Source organism: Nocardia brasiliensis NBRC 14402 (assembly GCF_000308475.2).
GTDB lineage: Bacteria > Actinomycetota > Actinomycetes > Mycobacteriales > Mycobacteriaceae > Nocardia > Nocardia brasiliensis.
On sequence record NZ_BAFT02000081.1, the window covers coordinates 99551 to 115367 of the forward strand.

At 67.3% G+C, this 15817-nt stretch carries 16 protein-coding genes; 10 read left to right on the forward strand and 6 right to left on the reverse strand.

The annotated features are described in order from the left end of the window. A complete protein-coding gene (locus TY25_RS29780) occupies nucleotides 1-879 on the reverse strand; it encodes an alpha/beta hydrolase (protein WP_226887049.1) in 879 nt (292 codons plus the stop codon). 270 nt (nucleotides 880-1149) lie between these two features. On the opposite strand from TY25_RS29780, the gene TY25_RS29785 reads away from it, so the two are divergent. The 7 genes from TY25_RS29785 (at nucleotide 1150) to TY25_RS29815 (ending at nucleotide 8671) form a co-directional block, all read left to right on the forward strand. Then, the gene (locus tag TY25_RS29785) at nucleotides 1150-1746 is read left to right on the forward strand and encodes an NAD(P)H-dependent oxidoreductase (protein ID WP_042261544.1); all 597 of its coding nucleotides are present in this window, start codon (nucleotides 1150-1152) and stop codon (nucleotides 1744-1746) included. Between the two features lie 174 nt (nucleotides 1747-1920). After that, nucleotides 1921-2997 carry a sugar ABC transporter substrate-binding protein gene (locus TY25_RS29790; protein WP_042261546.1) on the forward strand — a complete coding sequence of 359 codons (1077 nt, stop codon included), beginning with the start codon at nucleotides 1921-1923 and terminating at the stop codon, nucleotides 2995-2997. 110 nt (nucleotides 2998-3107) lie between these two features. Then, nucleotides 3108-3890, forward strand: coding sequence for an ATP-binding cassette domain-containing protein (locus TY25_RS29795; RefSeq protein WP_042261548.1), 783 nt, complete (start codon nucleotides 3108-3110; stop codon nucleotides 3888-3890). Further along, entirely contained in the window at nucleotides 3887-5122 is a 1236-nt protein-coding gene (locus tag TY25_RS29800) for a sugar ABC transporter permease (protein ID WP_042261550.1), read from the forward strand. The genes TY25_RS29795 and TY25_RS29800 overlap by 4 nt, the downstream gene beginning before the upstream one ends. A gap of 43 nt (nucleotides 5123-5165) precedes the next feature. Then, nucleotides 5166-6374, forward strand: coding sequence for an ROK family protein (locus TY25_RS29805; protein ID WP_042261603.1), 1209 nt, complete (start codon nucleotides 5166-5168; stop codon nucleotides 6372-6374). 162 nt (nucleotides 6375-6536) lie between these two features. Next, nucleotides 6537-7346 (forward strand): SAM-dependent methyltransferase, encoded by an 810-nt coding sequence (locus tag TY25_RS29810; protein ID WP_042261552.1) that lies wholly within the window; start codon nucleotides 6537-6539, stop codon nucleotides 7344-7346. A 53-nt stretch (nucleotides 7347-7399) separates the two neighbouring features. Beyond that, on the forward strand, nucleotides 7400-8671 hold the full coding sequence (locus tag TY25_RS29815) for a sensor domain-containing diguanylate cyclase (RefSeq protein WP_081869185.1): 1272 nt from the start codon (nucleotides 7400-7402) through the stop codon (nucleotides 8669-8671). Nucleotides 8672-8677: 6 nt separating this feature from the next. Here the strand turns inward: TY25_RS29815 and TY25_RS29820 are convergent, their stop codons facing one another. The 4 genes from TY25_RS29820 to TY25_RS29835 are packed head-to-tail and all read right to left on the reverse strand — an operon-like array spanning nucleotide 8678 to nucleotide 12072. After that, on the reverse strand, nucleotides 8678-8998 hold the full coding sequence (locus TY25_RS29820) for a DUF4873 domain-containing protein (RefSeq protein WP_042261557.1): 321 nt from the start codon (nucleotides 8996-8998) through the stop codon (nucleotides 8678-8680). A gap of 7 nt (nucleotides 8999-9005) precedes the next feature. Next, nucleotides 9006-10091, reverse strand: coding sequence for a ferredoxin--NADP reductase (locus TY25_RS29825; RefSeq protein WP_042261559.1), 1086 nt, complete (start codon nucleotides 10089-10091; stop codon nucleotides 9006-9008). Nucleotides 10092-10093: 2 nt separating this feature from the next. After that, complete coding sequence (locus TY25_RS29830) at nucleotides 10094-11083, reverse strand: AurF N-oxygenase family protein (RefSeq protein WP_042261606.1); 990 nt, start codon at nucleotides 11081-11083, stop codon at nucleotides 10094-10096. After that, nucleotides 11080-12072, reverse strand: coding sequence for a diiron oxygenase (locus TY25_RS29835; protein ID WP_042261560.1), 993 nt, complete (start codon nucleotides 12070-12072; stop codon nucleotides 11080-11082). Before TY25_RS29835 ends, TY25_RS29830 begins: the two co-directional genes overlap by 4 nt. A 177-nt stretch (nucleotides 12073-12249) precedes the next feature. Here TY25_RS29835 and TY25_RS29840 point away from each other — a divergent pair, with 177 nt between their 5' ends. The 3 genes from TY25_RS29840 (at nucleotide 12250) to TY25_RS29850 (ending at nucleotide 14579) form a co-directional block, all read left to right on the forward strand. Continuing rightward, a complete protein-coding gene (locus TY25_RS29840; protein ID WP_042261562.1) occupies nucleotides 12250-12570 on the forward strand; it encodes a DUF4873 domain-containing protein in 321 nt (106 codons plus the stop codon). 31 nt (nucleotides 12571-12601) lie between these two features. Next, the gene (locus TY25_RS29845) at nucleotides 12602-13327 is read left to right on the forward strand and encodes an NIPSNAP family protein (RefSeq protein ID WP_042261564.1); all 726 of its coding nucleotides are present in this window, start codon (nucleotides 12602-12604) and stop codon (nucleotides 13325-13327) included. A gap of 157 nt (nucleotides 13328-13484) precedes the next feature. Continuing rightward, a complete protein-coding gene (locus TY25_RS29850) occupies nucleotides 13485-14579 on the forward strand; it encodes a CSLREA domain-containing protein (RefSeq protein WP_052383269.1) in 1095 nt (364 codons plus the stop codon). A 136-nt stretch (nucleotides 14580-14715) separates the two neighbouring features. Here the strand turns inward: TY25_RS29850 and TY25_RS29855 are convergent, their stop codons facing one another. Continuing rightward, nucleotides 14716-15621, reverse strand: coding sequence for an AfsR/SARP family transcriptional regulator (locus TY25_RS29855; RefSeq protein ID WP_081869187.1), 906 nt, complete (start codon nucleotides 15619-15621; stop codon nucleotides 14716-14718). Between the last annotated feature and the right edge of the window lie 196 nt (nucleotides 15622-15817).

Consider the following 15817-nt stretch of genomic DNA (forward strand, 5'->3'; position numbering starts at 1 on the left):
TCAGGCGCCGATCGAGGAGAGCAGCATCGGCAGGGCGTGCTGCATCTGCACCTTCCAGGCGTCCCAATTGTGGCCCTGGGACGCCACATAGCGCTCGTCCACCTGGGCGCCGACACGCTGGAGTTCGTCGACAAAACGGTAATTCTGTTCGTAGGCGCGCGCTTCGACGGGATCGGCTTTGCCGTACGAGACGAACAGGGGGATGCCGGTGAGCTTCGCGGCTTGGCTGTACGGGTTGTTGGCGACCCAGATCTTGCGCTCCTCGGCGTCGCGGTAGTCGCCCCAGACCCGCTCCCACTCGGCGGCGCATCCTTGACCTGGCTTGTCCGGCTCACCTGGTGCGCCGGAGGCGTGCAACGGGTCGACGTTGCCGCTGAACGAGGCGGCGGACTTGAACCAACCCTGGTGGGCCGCGGCGAATTTCATCGAACCGAGCCCGCCCATCGAGTTGCCCGCGACGGCGCGCGTGGTATTGGCGTGGTAGGTCTGCTCCAGAATGGTGCGCACGTCCTCGAGCAGGTACTTCTCCCACGCCGGCGGCCCGCCGCGCCCGTCGTTGTACCAATCGGAATAGGCACTGCACCAGCTGGTTTCGGGTAGGACGAAGATCGCGTTCCGGCCGGCCGTCAGGGCTTCCAGGTTGCCCTTGTCGGTCCACGACTTGTGGTCGTCGAAGCCGCCGTGCAGTACCCAGATCGTCGGCCACTTCTTGGTGGTCTCCTTGGTCCAGCCCGGCGGCAGCAGCAGGCGAACAACTTTGACCGACCAGTCCGGGCCTTCGAGATTCGGCGACGAGATGCCGAGATCGAGAATGCGGTCGCTGACCCGGGTTTCCCAGCGGATCGTGCCCGCCGCGGCCTGGGCCGGCGCGCCGGCCACGAAAGGCACTGTGAGGCTTGCGATGACGGTGGCGACTGCCACGAGGAGCCTGCTGAGTCGAGGCATCGGATGTTCCTTCCCGCGGGGTCGTCGAACGGTGCGATCCCGAGCCTGAATCTAGAGCAGCCGCGCAACTTCACGAATAGCGTTGTTCGTAAATGCCAGTTTCTTGCTATCCGCCGGGTGTGCCGAATCGCCCTGTTCGCCTGGGCTTCTCGCAGGCACCGGCCCACGGTCGATCGGTGCGGGCACTGCGGCAGAGTTGCCTCCATGCGTATTGCGGTGTACCTGGCTCATCCCCGGGCCGACGGTTTCAACGGGGCGCTCTTCGACGCGGTGGTCGACGAGCTACGGCAGCGTGGAGTAACGGTCCTCGCGCACGATCTGTACGCCGAGGGCTTCGATCCGCTGCTGACCGCGGCGGAGACCGGAACGCTCGTGGGTGCGGTCCCGGGCGACGAGCTGGTGCGCCGGCATCAGGAAGAGCTGGCCGAACTCGATGCGCTGGTCTTCGTGCACCCGAATTGGTGGGGGATGCCGCCCGCCATCCTGACCGGGTGGGTGCAGCGCGTGCTCACGCCCGCCGTGGCGTACAAGCTCGACACCGCGGCGGGTGCGCCGGTCGGCCTGCTCCGGGCGCGCCGGGCGCTGGTCCTCAACACCTCCGACACCACGGTGGAGCGCGAGCGGGACGTGTTCGGCGATCCGTTGCAGCAGATCTGGGCGGCCTGCGTGCTGCCCTACATCGGCGTCGACGATATTCGCCGCAAGGTCTTCCGAACGGTCACCGACTCGACCGCAGACCTCCGCTCCGGCTGGCTGGGCGAAGCGCGCGAGCTGGCCGCGGCCTTGGTGACCGACAGCTAGGCGGGCCGGGGTGAGCGGATGCTCTCGTGTCCTGATTGTTATCTCAAACAACAAAATGGTCGCTCGACTGGGTTGTGCGCTGGGTCACAGTCGAATATGTTGCAGCGAACAACATTCGCTCGACCTCGACCGCCCAGGCCTTTCCGGGGCGGTGGTTCCACGAAAGGCCCCCTCATGCGTAAGGGCATTCTCGGCGTCGCGGCCGTCTCGGTCGCCTTGCTCACTTCGCTGACTGCTTGCGGCGACGACTCGAAGGATTCAGGGGGTGGGGCCAAGATCGGGGTGATCCTGCCGGACAGCAAGACTTCCGCGCGCTGGGAGACTGCGGACCGCAAGTACCTGCAGCAGGCGTTCGACTCGGCCGGGGTCAAGGCCGACATCCAGAACGCGCAGGGCGACAAGAACGCCTTCCAGACGATCGCCGATCAGATGATGACCAACGGCGCGTCGGTGCTGCTGATGACGAACCTGGACAGCGGCACCGGCAAAGCGGTGATCCAGAAGGCGAAGGCGCAGGGCGTCACGGTGATCGACTACGACCGGCTGACGCTGGGCGGCGGGGCCCAGTTCTACGTGTCCTTCGACAACGTGAAGGTCGGCAGCCTGCTCGGCTCGGGCGTGGAGAAGTGCCTGTCCGACAAGAAGGCGGTCAATCCCGTGGTCGCGTACCTGAACGGCGGCCCGACCGACAACAACGCCACGCTGCTGAAGCAGGGTTACGACTCGGTGCTCAAGCCGAAGTTCGACGCGGGCCAGTTCGTGAAGGGTCCGGATCAGGCTGTGCCGGAATGGGACAACACCCAGGCGGGCACCATCTTCGAGCAGATGCTCACCGGCACACCGAATATCGGCGGGGTGGTCGCGGCCAACGACGGACTGGCCAACGCCGCGATCGCAGTGCTGAAGAAGCAGAAGCTGAACGGGCAGGTCCCGGTCAGCGGCCAGGACGCCACGGTGCAGGGCCTGCAGAACGTGCTCAAGGGCGACCAGTGCCTGACCGTCTACAAGGCGATCAAGAAGGAAGCCGAGGCTGCGGCCGAGCTGGCCATCGCGCTGACCAAGGGCCAGCAGGGACAGGCGAACGGCTCGGTGAAGGATCCGGAGTCCAAGTCCGACGTGCCCTCGGTGCTGTTGGAGCCCAAGCCGATCTACGCGGCCAACGTCAAGGATGTCGTCGCCGACGGCTACGTCACCAAGGACGAGCTGTGCACCGGTGAGTTCGCGAAACTCTGCGCGGACAACGGCATCTGATCCCGCCACGCCCCTTCCGCCGTTTCGATGAGGGGACGGCGGACGGGGCACCCCTAGGAGCAGTAAATGAGTGAAGCATCGCGCGGCGATTCGATCCGGGTGGTGGTCCGGTGACCGGCGGGCACGGTACGCCGGTCGTCGAATTACGCGGCCTGCAAAAGAGTTTCGGACCGGTGCATGTCCTGCACGACGTTGCCTTTTCCGCCTACGCGGGTGAAGTGACGGCGCTCGTCGGCGACAACGGAGCCGGCAAGTCCACACTCGTCAAATGCATCGGCGGCACGCACCCGATCGATGCGGGGGAGTTCCTGTTCGAGGGCAATCCCGTTCAGGTGCACAGCCCGCGCGACGCCGCCGCGCTCGGCATCGAGATCGTGTACCAGGACCTGGCGCTCTGCGACAACCTCGACATCGTGCAGAACATGTTCCTCGGCCGGGAGAAGAAGACCGGCATCGTGCTCGACGAGTACGCGATGGAGGAACTGGCCGGAAAGACCTTGGCCAGCTTGTCCGTTCGCACGGTCAAGAGCGTGCGGCAGCAGGTGTCGAGCCTGTCCGGTGGGCAGCGGCAGACGGTGGCGATCGCCAAGGCCGTGCTGTGGAACAGCAAGGTGGTGATCCTGGACGAGCCGACCGCCGCGCTGGGCGTCGCGCAGACCCAGCAGGTGCTCGAACTGGTGCGCCGGCTGGCCGACCGCGGGCTCGCGGTGGTGCTCATCTCACACAACATGAACGACGTTTTCGCGGTATCGGATCGGATCGCGGCGCTGTACCTGGGCCGGATGGCGGCGCAGGTGCGGACCTCCGACGTGACGCACGGCCAAGTCGTGGAACTCATTACGGCAGGGCGCAGCGGCGATCTCGGCCTGGACGCGAACGGAGCCAATCGATGAGCCTGTTGGAGAAGGAAAAGCCCGCCACCGCACCGGTTTCCGAGCTGGTGAACGAGTACGTCGGACGGGTGCGCAGCGGCGATATGGGCGCGCTGCCGTCGGTGCTGGCGCTGGTCATCCTGTCCTGTGTCTTCTGGGTCGCGCGCCCGGTCTTCATGTCCGAGGCCAACTTCGCGAACCTGTTCACCCAGGGCGCGGCGATCGCGGTGATCGCGATGGGCCTGATCTTCGTGCTGCTGCTCGGCGAGATCGACCTCTCGGCCGGATTCACCAGCGGTGTCTGCGCCGCGGTGCTCGCGGTGCTGCTCACCGATCGCGGCTGGCCCTGGTATGTGGCGGTGCTGGTCTCGCTGCTCACCGGTATGGTGATCGGCCTGACGATCGGCACCATCGTGGTCAAGATCGGCATCCCGTCGTTCGTGGTGACGCTCGCGGCTTTCCTTGCGCTGCAAGGTGTCGCGCTGAAGATCATGGACAACGGCCGCAATATCTCCATCCGCGACGACACCATCCTGGCCATCGCGAACAAGAACGTCCCGCCGCTGCTCGGCTGGCTGATGTACGTGCTCCTGGTCGCCGGGTTCGCGGTGCTCCAGTATCGAAAACTGCGGGCCCGCAACAAACTCGGGCTGACCGGCGAGACCATGCCGGTGATCGTGGCGCGGATCGTCGCGGTGGCGGTCGTGCTCGGCATCGCGGTGCTGGTGCTCAACGGGGAACGCAGCCGCAACCCGGAACTGCACTCGCTCAAGGGGATGCCGATCGTCGTTCCGCTGATCGCGGTCCTGCTGCTGCTGTGGACCTTCGTGCTCAACCGCACGTCGTTCGGCAGGCATATCTACGCGGTCGGCGGGAACGCCGAAGCGGCGCGGCGCGCCGGGATCACGGTGGATCGGGTGAAAATCACCGCGTTCGTGCTGTGTTCGACGATGGCCGCGGTCGGCGGTCTGGTCGCGGCGTCGCGCGCCAATTCGGTCGACCCCAACACCGGCGGCAGCAGCGTGCTGCTGCTCGCGGTCGGCGCGGCGGTCATCGGCGGTACCAGCCTGTTCGGTGGCCGGGGCCGGATGCTGGACGCGGTACTCGGTGCCGCGGTGGTAGCCGTGATCGACAACGGCATGGGGTTGATGGGCTACAGCGCGGGCACGAAATTCGTTGTGACAGGATTTGTGCTGCTTTTGGCGGCCGGCGTGGACGCGTTGTCGCGCAAACGCACCCGCCTCGGCGGTTAGCTGCCCGGGTACCGAGGACACGAGACGCGGAGAGGCGGTGACCATGCGACCGGCTTCTTCGCCGGAGGAGATCCGCAGACGGAATCTGGCCGTGCTGCTGCGGCACGTGCACCGGGACGGCCAGGTCTCGCGCGCCACGCTCGCCGAGCGAATGGGGTTGAACCGCAGCACCATCCTGGCCCTGACGGCCGATCTCGCCGCCGCCGGTCTGATCAGGGAGGAACTTCCCGGTCAGACCGGCAAGGCGGGACGCCCGTCGCTGGTGGTGCGCCCGGAGTCGGACCGGGTCTACGTCGTCGCGCTCGATGTCGGGGCCGATCGACTGGCCGCGGCTCGGGTGGGGTTGGGCGGCTCTGTGCTCGATCAGGTCGAAACCGTGCGCCCGACAGGGACTTTCGATCCCGGTGACGTGATCGACACGCTGGCGTCGATGGCGCGCGGTTTGATCGGCGGGGCCGCGGGCGAGGCTCGATGCGTCGGTGTCGGGGTGGCGTTCTGCGGCATGGTGCGCGAAGAGGACGGCGTCGTCCGTTACGGCCCGAACATCGGCTGGGTCGATGTGCCCTTCGGCGAGCACCTGACTCGGCAACTCGATCTCGGCCTGCGGGTGGTGGTCGGCAACAACGCCAATCTCGGCGCGCTCGCCGAATGCGAGCGCGGCGTCGGGGCCGGCCTGTCCGATCTGATCTATCTGCACGGCGACGTCGGTATCGGCGGCGGCATCATCATGGGGGGCCAGCTGCTCGGGGGAGAAGGCGGCTACGCGGGCGAGGTCGGCCACATGGTGGTGAACCGGGACGGACGGCCCTGCGCCTGCGGATCGCGCGGCTGCCTGGAGGCCGAGGCGGGCGAGCTGGGCCTGATCGCGGCCGCGGGTCGTACCGATCCGCCGGGCCGCGCCGCGGTGGAGGCGATCGTGGAGGCCGCGGCCCGCGGCGACTCGACGGCCCGGGACGCGCTGCATCAGGTAGGGGACTGGCTCGGGTACGGCGTCGCGAACCTGGTGAACATCTTCAACCCGTCGATGGTCGTCTTCGGCGGGGTGCTGCGGGAGATCTATCTCGCCTCGGCGGCGCAGGTGCGCAGCCGGGTGGCGGTAGAGAGCCTGCTCGCGGTCCGCGAGCGGGTGCGACTGCGCACCTCGTCCCTGGGCGGCGATGCGACCCTGATCGGCGCGGCCGAGCTGGCCTTCGCCGACGTGCTCACCGACCCGGTGCAGACGCTGGCCCGGATCTCCGCCGCGGGCGCATGAAATCGGGTGTGCGCCAACCCCCGTCGCTTCCGATCTACCCGCAGGCCACCGAACCCGACTATCATTCGCACAGCACTGTCCGGGTGATCAGGCACACGACGCCCGGGTGGGTAGGCCGGTCTGGTGCGGCGAGTTCGATCGTGAGCAAATAAAGGGGTTTCGATGGATAGGCCGGCGTGGGCACCCGAGGGCGTGGATATGCAGCAGGCGAGCCCGGCGCGTATGTATGACGCGTTGCTCGGGGGTTCGCACAATTTCGAGATCGACCGCAAAGCCGCGGAGATGGGCAAGACGCTGGTGCCCGATTTGCCCAGGTTGGCGCTGAGCAACCGCGCCTTCCTGCGGCGTGCGGTGCGTTTCCTGGCCGATTCCGGAATTCGCCAATTCCTCGATATCGGGTCGGGGATTCCGACAGCCGGAAATGTGCACGAGGTGGTGCAGAGTATTGACCCCGATATCCGCGTCCTCTATGCGGATATCGATCCGGTGGCCGTGGCGCATTCGCGGGCGATCCTGCGCGGAAACGACCGGGCGGGCGCGATCGAGGCGGATCTGCGCAAGCCGGACGAACTGCTCGCCAAGGCGGGCGACACCGGCTTGATCGATTTCGACCAACCGGTCGGTCTATTGCTGGTCGCGGTGCTGCACCTGCTCGCCGACAGTGACGAGCCGATCGCCAAGGTGGCGCAGCTGCGCGCCGCGGTCCAGCCAGGTAGCTACGTGGCGATCTCGCATCTGACCTCCGAGCTGCGGCCCGAGGACGCGAGCAAACTCGGCGACAACGCGACGAACAAGGAACGAATCGGTATCCATTTTCGCGATCGTCACGGGATCGTCGCTATGTTCGAAGGATGGGAGCTGGTCGAGCCCGGCGTGGTGGAGTTGCCGGTCTGGCGCCCGGAGTCGGACCGCGATCTGCACGAGACGCCGGGCCGTTCGCTCGGTCTGGCCGGCGTCGGCCGAAAGGCCTGAAGCCCGACCACGAGCCGGCAGGGGGTCCCTGAGTGGGGTCGCAGGAGCTAGCGGTGCGGTGGGCCGACGCGCTCGACGGCGCGGTGGCTCCCACGCTCACGCGATCCCAGATCGAAGCCATGCTGGCCGGACTGGCCGATGCCCTGGCGGCGGTGGTGCTCGGCACCGCCGAGCTCGCCGTGGCCAGGGAGGCGGCCGCGGTGCTGATCGCGGCGAACTATCGCGACGCGGTGGCGGTCAGCCGCTCGGTGGTGGTGATCTGCCGGGATCTGGTGGACGACCTGTGCCCGGCGCACAGTGGACCGGAGTACGAGCGGATCCGGGACCGGGCCGTGCTCGCCGCCGCGGAGTTCGCGGCGGGCTGCACCGCGGCCCTGCGCTCGGCGGCGCTGGCCGAACAGGAGGCGACCCTGGTCGCGACCTTGGCCGCGGCCCAGGAGGCCGAGGCGAAGCGGCAGCTCTCGGAGGCCAGGTTCGCCGCGGTCTTCGCGGGCGCGTCGGTCGGCATCGGCACCATCGATGTGATGGGCAACGTGCTCGACTCGAACGCGGCGATGGCCGACATGCTCGGTCTCCCGGTGGAGGTGATGCCGGGGCGTTCGGTCGCCGAACTGCTCGGGCCCGCGAACATCGGCTACGCCTTCGATGAACTGCAGCGGCTGCTCAGCGGCGCGGCGGACCGATTCCGGCTGGAGACCGACCATCTGCGGCCCGACGGCACCGTCACCACCATCGACCTGTCGATGTCGGCTGTGCGCGACAACACCGGCCAGGTGCGGTTCCTGATCGGCGTCGCGGTCGACGTCACCGAACGCAAGCAACTGGCCGACCGGCTGTGGCACGACGCCAATCACGACAGCCTCACCGGACTGCCGAACCGCACGCTGTTCTTCGACCGGCTGGCGAACGCCGATCCGCCGATCGGCGTGTGCTACCTGGATCTGGACGGCTTCAAGGAGATCAACGACGTCTGGGGACACACCGTGGGCGACAAGGTGTTACGCGTCGTCGGGGAGCGACTACAGGGCGCCGTGGTGCCGTTCGGCGGATTGGTCGCGCGGCTCGGCGGCGACGAATTCATCGTATTGGTCGAAAAGTGTTCTTGTGCAGAGCAATTGGCCAAGGTGTCGGCCGCGCTGGCGCAGTCGCTGGTGCAGCCGATAGCCGTGCAGAATCATCTGGTGACCGTCGGCGCCAGCATCGGCACCGTCTTCCTCGACGAAGTACCCGCCGCCCCCGACGAACTCATGCACGCGGCCGATACGGCCATGTACCGCAACAAGGCCGCCCAGGGTGCCCGTCCGCTGCGGTTCCGGGAACGCTGAGCGAATTCACCCGGTCGTCGCCGGATCGTCAAGGTCGGCCAAGCTTTTCGGCACGAAGAACGGCGGGGTGCTGCGGCCCGAGACCCGGTAGCGATCCCAGAAATCGAGGTCGCCGAACACGGCCGCCGCAGTGCCGAACGCGGTCTCGACCGTCCCCTCCGCACGGTCGCCCACCGCGTCGGCGAGCTCCGCATTCGGCAGGATCCGCCCGTACCAGCGATAGATTCCGTCGATGCCCTGGAAGTGCCCGCGCAGCACCAGCTCTACCGCGATATCCCGGCCGCCGATGGTGACGGTCGCGGGGCCCGCGTAGTCGTAGTCGTCCATCGGTGCGCTATTGGTCGAAGGCGATGTCGACGTGCTCGGTCAGCGGGACCGACTGGCAGGCCAGCGTGAGACCGAGCGCGAGATCGGCATCGACCAGTGTGTCGTTGCGGAGCATGCGGACCTCGCCCGAACGCACCGTGCAGGCGCAGGCGCTGCACGCGCCCTCCCGGCAGGAGTACGGCGCATCGTGACCGGCGGCCAGCAGCACATCGAGCAAGGGGGTGTGCCGAGGCCAGGCCAGCTCGAGCCGCCTGCCGTCGAGGTGCACCGTCGCCGTGGCCGGTGTTCCGGCGTCGTCCGCGGCGAGCACGATATCGGCGAAGGGATCGCCGGTCAGCGATTGATAGATCTCGGTGTGCACGTGCCGTTCGCTCATGCCCGCCGCGAGCATCGCCGCCCGTGCCGTCCGCATGAAAGCCGCAGGCCCGCAGAGGAAAGCGTCGAATCCGGTATACGGCCAGAGTCGTTCGGTGAGCGCCGCGGCGGTGGGCAGGCCCATGCTCGACGCCAGCCAGTGGTCGACGATCAGGCGGTCCGGATACTCCGTCATCATCCCGGTCAGTTCCGTGCCGAAGATGACCGAGCCCGCGTCGCGGTTGGCATAGAACAGGTAGGTCGTTCCGGTGCCCGCGAGCAACGCAGACTTGATGATCGACATGACCGGGGTGATCCCGCTCCCCGCGGCGATCATCAGCAGGTCGGCGTCCAGTGATTTCGGTGTGAAGACACCGGACGGGGACAGCATCGTCACGCGCAGGCCGGGAACAGCGTTGTCACACAGCCAGTTCGAGGCGTAGCCGCCCTCGGTCCGTTTGACGGTGATGATCAGATCGTCGTCGAGGTGCGGCGAACTCGACAACGAGTAGCAGCGTGCCACCGAGCCGGTCCGGGCACTCGGGATCCGCAACGTCAGGAATTGGCCTGGGCGGTAACGGAATCGGGGGACGAGCAGATCAGGCACCTCGAAGACGAGCGAGACGGTGTCCGGCGTCTCGCGGATCACCTCCACGATCGTCAATTCGTGCACATGGGTATTCGCCGTAGCGGCGGGCGCCTGGCCGGTCCGCGGCGGCGCGACCTCCGGTTCGGTCATCGTCACGCCGTCCGTGACAGCTCGGCGAGCACGTCGTCGGGCAGGGCTCGGGCCAGGCGCAGGATGCGGGTGGTGACCGCGCCGCGCACCATGCCGACCTCGTATCCGTAGCGCAGCAACATCTCTCCGGCGAACTTCGCGTTCTCCTGATAGTGCGGATTGAGCAGTGCCACGACCAGCCCGTGCAGCGGATGGATGCCCACCGAGCGATAGACCCGCGGCGTCACGATGGCGGGCTGGATGCCGAACACCATGATCGCGAAGGCGAGTCGGTGCGCCGCGTTCACCAGCTTGCCGCGCGCGGCGATCTGGCGGACCAGTTCTTCCCGGGCGTAGGTGATGTGCCTGGCCTCCTCTAATACATGAATCTTGTTGAGCTGGCGCATATGTGGCTGGATCTGTGGATCGTCCATGTTCTCCCGCTGCAGCCGATCGAGGGTCTCCTCGACCAGCAGCAGTCCGGCCAGGGTTGCCGGGCCCATCGGGACCAGGCCGACCAGCCGCACCGCCTTGAGCAACGGCTTGGGAATGAACGGCTGATACGCGCGCAGGCCCGATTTGTTGATCATCCGGCTGAACATGGTGGAATGCCGGGTCTCCTCGCCGACTTCGGCCAGCGCGTAGCGGCTGTGCTCGTCGCCGGGATTCTGGTATTCGATCACCTGCCGCAGCAGAAACGTGGACAGCGCGGTTTCGGCGAGGATGCCGAAGCTCAGTGCGCTGACCGCCTCGTGCATGCCGAGGGTGCTGCGCTGTTCGTCGGTGAGCCGGTCCCACAGGTAGGTGCCGTACAGGGTCTGCCGGTGGTCGAGCATCCATCGCTTGCCCGGCTCCAGTGGCGCGTCCCAATTGATGTCCACCTCACCGTCATAGGCGCGATCGGCGGCCGAACGCAGCAGTCGCTGCGCGGTCTTTTGCCGATCGCCGACGTTCTTGGCGCGAGTGGTCGACATGCCCGCCGTGCTGACGGCATGTTTGGTCGGGGTGCTCATCGGTGCCTCCTCGGAGTGGAACCGGGCCACACGCGACCCAGCCGGAGAATGGTGGTGGCTACCGGCCCGTCGAACAGTCCGGCCTGAACGCCTTGTTGCACAAAGGATTCAGTCAGCATCCGGGCGGATTCCGCGTAGTGCCTGCTCAGATAGGCGGCGGGGAGCGCGTGCCTGCGCCGTACCCCGGCCGCGCGATAGGGGCGTGGTGCGATGAGCGCCGGGTAGAGCGCGGCTGTCGCGGCGGCGGCCCACAGGGCGGCGACCGCGTTGGAAACCGCGCCGTGCTCCTCGATTTCGGCGAGCAGTTGGTCCCTGGCATAGGCCAGGTTGCGGCGGGCGGCAGCCTGATGGATCTTCATCAGCTGACGCAGGTGTGGCTGGATTTCCGGGTCGTTCGCGATCGTGTCCGCCACGTCGTGCATGGCCTGCTGGATCAGCAGCGTCACCGCCGCGGACGCGGTGTTCTTCGGCGTGAGCAGAATGAGCCGCGAGACTGTCTGGGCGAGTACGGGTCGCCGGTAAGGTGCGAGCCCGCTCTTGTGCACCATGCGGCCGAACATGGCCATCGTGCGGCTGTCGGCGTGGATGGCGGCGAGCGCGGCGCGGGTGCGGTCGTCCGCCGGCCCGGACGCCTCGATGATGTCGCGGAACAGCAGCATGGACCGGGCCGCGTCGGCGTAGATGGCGAGCGTGAGCAGGTTGGCCAGCTCGTACCTGGCCAGCGTCGCACGCTGCTCGGTGCTCATCCGGCGCCACACCCAGGTGTCGTGAATGGTGCCGAGACGCTCGGGCAGCCAATGCTTTCCGGGATCGATCGGCGCCGCCCAGTCGATGTCGAGATCGCCGTCGTAGGTCTCCTCGGCCGCGTCGAGCAGCAACCGGCGCGCGCTGAGGTCGCGGTCGGCGACGGTGCGGCGGCGCCGCACCGGGCCGCCCGAGCTGGTGTCCGGCCGAGGGAATTCGCTCGGTTCGGGAATCGGGGTTGCCATCGGGATCGGCTCCCTTCGGGTCGCGCACGGGTGTCCTCGGCGTCGACCCGCAACGGCGCACGATCGTGACATGTTTATCCGGTACCGCTGGTACCGATCTCCCTTGAGTCTGGAACTCGCGGTGCGTATTGTCAAGATTGTCTGAGACACGGTTTCGTCAGTTTTCAGGAGGTCGCCATGGCCGAACACGGTGCAGCCGACGGCAGTCCGCACGACCGCGCCGACTATTTCGGTGCGGCGACCCTTGTGGTGCGCGGCGTGGAAGTGCCGGTGCGCGTGGAATTGCGGGGATATCCCGAGCCCACCGACGGCGTGTACCGGTGGGTCGGCCGGGTCGACGCCAACGACGCGCTCACCGAGGTGCTCGGCGACGAACAGCGCACGCCGTGCGTGGTGCGGACCGACGCCGCGGCGCGGCCCGCGGTGGTCGGCGACCGGGATCTGTGGAATCGGTACCGGATCATGGGCAAGAGCACCCCGCCCTATCCGTTGGCGTGAAACTGTCGGCGCTCGATGGCACAGTTGTCCGATGACCGAAACTGTTTGGCCCGTGGTCGAACTCAGGCAGTACACGCTGCATCCCGGCACCCGGGACACCATGATCGAGCTGTTCGATCGGGAACTCGTCGAAACGCAGGAAGCCGTGGGCATGCGCATTGTCGGCCAGTTCCGTGACGAAGACGATCCGGATCGGTTCGTCTGGATTCGCGCCTTCCCTGATATGGCGTCTCGGGATGCCGCGCTCAACGCCTTCTATGTCGAGGGTGCGGTCTGGCGGACGCACGCCCCCGCCGCGCGCGCGACCATGGTCGACACTTCCAATGCACTGCTGCTGCAGCCCGTTTCAGCGCAGCACGCACTGCGACTCAAGGGGGTGCGTCCCGGTGTGGCGGTCACGGATCCGCCGGACTCGCGGCTGCTCGTCACGATTTTCTATCCCGACACCCCGCTGGCGGAGTTCGCGCCGTTCTTCAACGAGCGGGTGCGCCGCGCGTTGCTACTGACGGGGGGCACGCTGACCGGACTGTACGTCACCGATCCCACACCGAATACCTTTGCGCCGCTGCCGGTCCGCGATGAACGGGCCGTCGTGGTGTTCTCGTTGTTCGAGAGCGCGGCCTGGCGGGAGGCGCACCTGCGTGCGCTGGCCGAGCCCACCTGGACCGAGCGGGTGCTGCCGGAACTGGGCAAATGGGTGTCGCGCCCGATCGAGCGACTGCGGCTGGCGCCGACCGCTCGTTCACTGCTGCGCTGAGGGTGTCCTGTCGATCTGCCCAGCGAAATTGTGCATTCGTGAAGGAAGTGCCCGACACGCACCGGCGTGACTTTCGGGTCTGTTAGAACCGAAGCACCGAGACAGCGCCGCAAAAGCTGTCTCACCCGCAGCAGTCGCGCCGAGAGTGGTTGGTCGGATGAAGATCTCGTCATTGTCGATGATCGGTGTGGTGGTAGTCGGCGCGCTGTACGGCGCGCCGATCCGCGCCGTGGCCGATACCGGCTCGGCAGCCGGCCCCGGCAGCTACATCGTCACGACCACGGCGGACGGTGCGGCCGCGAACCCGTTCGACGGTGTGTGTCGTACGGACGCGGGGGAGTGCACCCTCCGCGCGGCGATCCAGGCCGCGAATGTGCGGCCGGGCAGCACGATTCGGGTGCCGGAGGGTCGCTACGAGCTCACCATTGCGCCGAACTTCTGGAACACCAACGGCCCCTTCATCGATCCGGCCACCGGCGACCTCGATATCACCGCGGACACCACCATCGAGGGCGCCGGCCAGGACCGCACGGTCATCGACGCGGGTCATCGGGACCGGGTCATGCTCACCACCGCGCACGTGTCGCTGTCCGGACTGACCATCACCGGCGGTAACGCCACCGAGCACGAGATTCCGTTGTTCGAGACCGGCGGGGGCGGAATCGCCAACTCCGGCAAGCTGATTCTCGATCACGTGACGGTGGTCGGGAACGCGGCCGACTACGGCGGCGGCATCTTCAACATTCCCGTCGCGGATATGCGGATGACCGACAGTATCGTCACCGCCAACGCGGCGGGTGAGGCAGGCGGTGTGCGCTGCGACAACACCTGCACCTTCACCCGCACCGCGATCACCGACAATCACGTCGTCAACCCGCGCGTCAAGTGGTACCGGTTCGGCGGATTCGCCGGGCGCGGTGGCGGACTCGATATCCGGGGCGTCGGTGAGGTGGTGCTCATCGACTCCGTCGTGACGGGGAACAGCGCGGATGAAGGCGGCGGCGGGATCAATATCGCGCCCGCGTATCTCGATTCGCTGCCTTATCAATTCACCGATGTGTTCAATCCCGGGATGGGGCACCTGATCCTGCGCGGCTCGACCATTGCGCAGAACACCGCGGGCCTCGGCGAGCAGAACTGTAAGAAAGTGTTCGCCACCATCCTGTCCACCGGCGGCAACCTCAGCAACGACCACTCCTGCGACCTGACGGCCGCGGGCGATGCCGTGCGGCCGGACGCGGGTCTGCGCTGAGCCTGAAATACGCACGAGCAGAAGGAAAACCGAGATGGGTTCGTTCAACGTAGGCGACTGGATGACGGCACTCGGCCAGGGTTTCGCCTGGGTGATGTCGATGCTGGTGTCCGGCGCGACCGCCGGGTCGTCCTGATCAGCTGGCCTGTTGCCCTGCCGGGTAGGGGCGGAAACCACGGACCAGGGGGCTGGTAGCCGGGCTGCCGGTGCTGGCGCGGACCGGATGCTGCGGTAAGAGCAATCCCTGGTCATGGTCGAGGAGCCGGCGTTCCAGGTCGCGCAGCGCGGGTCCGGGTTCGACGCCGATCTCTTCACGCAGCAGCTGCCGCACCTTGCGCAGCTGTGCCAGCGCGTCGGCCTGCCTGCCGCTGCGGAACAGGCCGAGCGCCAGCAGCTCCCATCGTCGTTCGCGATACGGCGTCTGGATGACCGCTTCGCTCAACGCCGCGACGGCGCCCGCGGTGTCGCCGCACGCCAGCCGGGCAGCTTGCAGCTCTTCGACCGCGAGTTCCCGGAGTTCGCTCAACTTTGTTCGGGCACCGAGTAATTCGGGTGAGTCGCCGAGTTCGGTCCACGGTTGCCCGCGCCACAGCGCGAGACCGTCGGTCAGTGTGGTCACCGCCTTTTCGGCGTGGCCGTCCAGCAGTGCGTGCACGCCCGCGCCGACCAGTGCGCCGAACTGTCCCTGATCGGTGCACTCCGGTGGCAGCGCGAGCCGGTAGCCGCACCGATCGAGCACGAGGACCCGGCCGGCCTGCGGTCCGAGGGCGGCACGTAAGCGGTGCACCACGACGCGCACATTGGGGCTGGGTCGGCCGTGCGGGGCGCAACCCCACAGGTGCCCGGCCAGCACATCGTTCGGTACCGAGGCGCCGTCCGCGAACGAGAGCGCCGCCAGCAACTGACGTGGCCGTGGGCCGGGCAGGTCGACCGGCACGCCGTCGACGTCGATCTCGACCGGTCCGAGGACCCGGCACACGACCGGGCCCGCGTGACCGAGCGCGCCGGCCACCCCGCGATCAACGCTCTCCAGGCTGTCCAAAATTCCTCCGCACAGTGCGCCATCCAGGTGACAGCTCTCCAGTTAAGTACGGACTACCTGCGGAAACATCCCCCTGCATGCCGATGTTTTTCCCCGCCTCCTCGGTTAAAATAAAGAAGGACAAACGGTGCTAACCAGCTCCGCAGCATCGGGTGCCGCCTCTGTGCCTCTGTGCCTCTGTGCCTCTGTGCCTCTG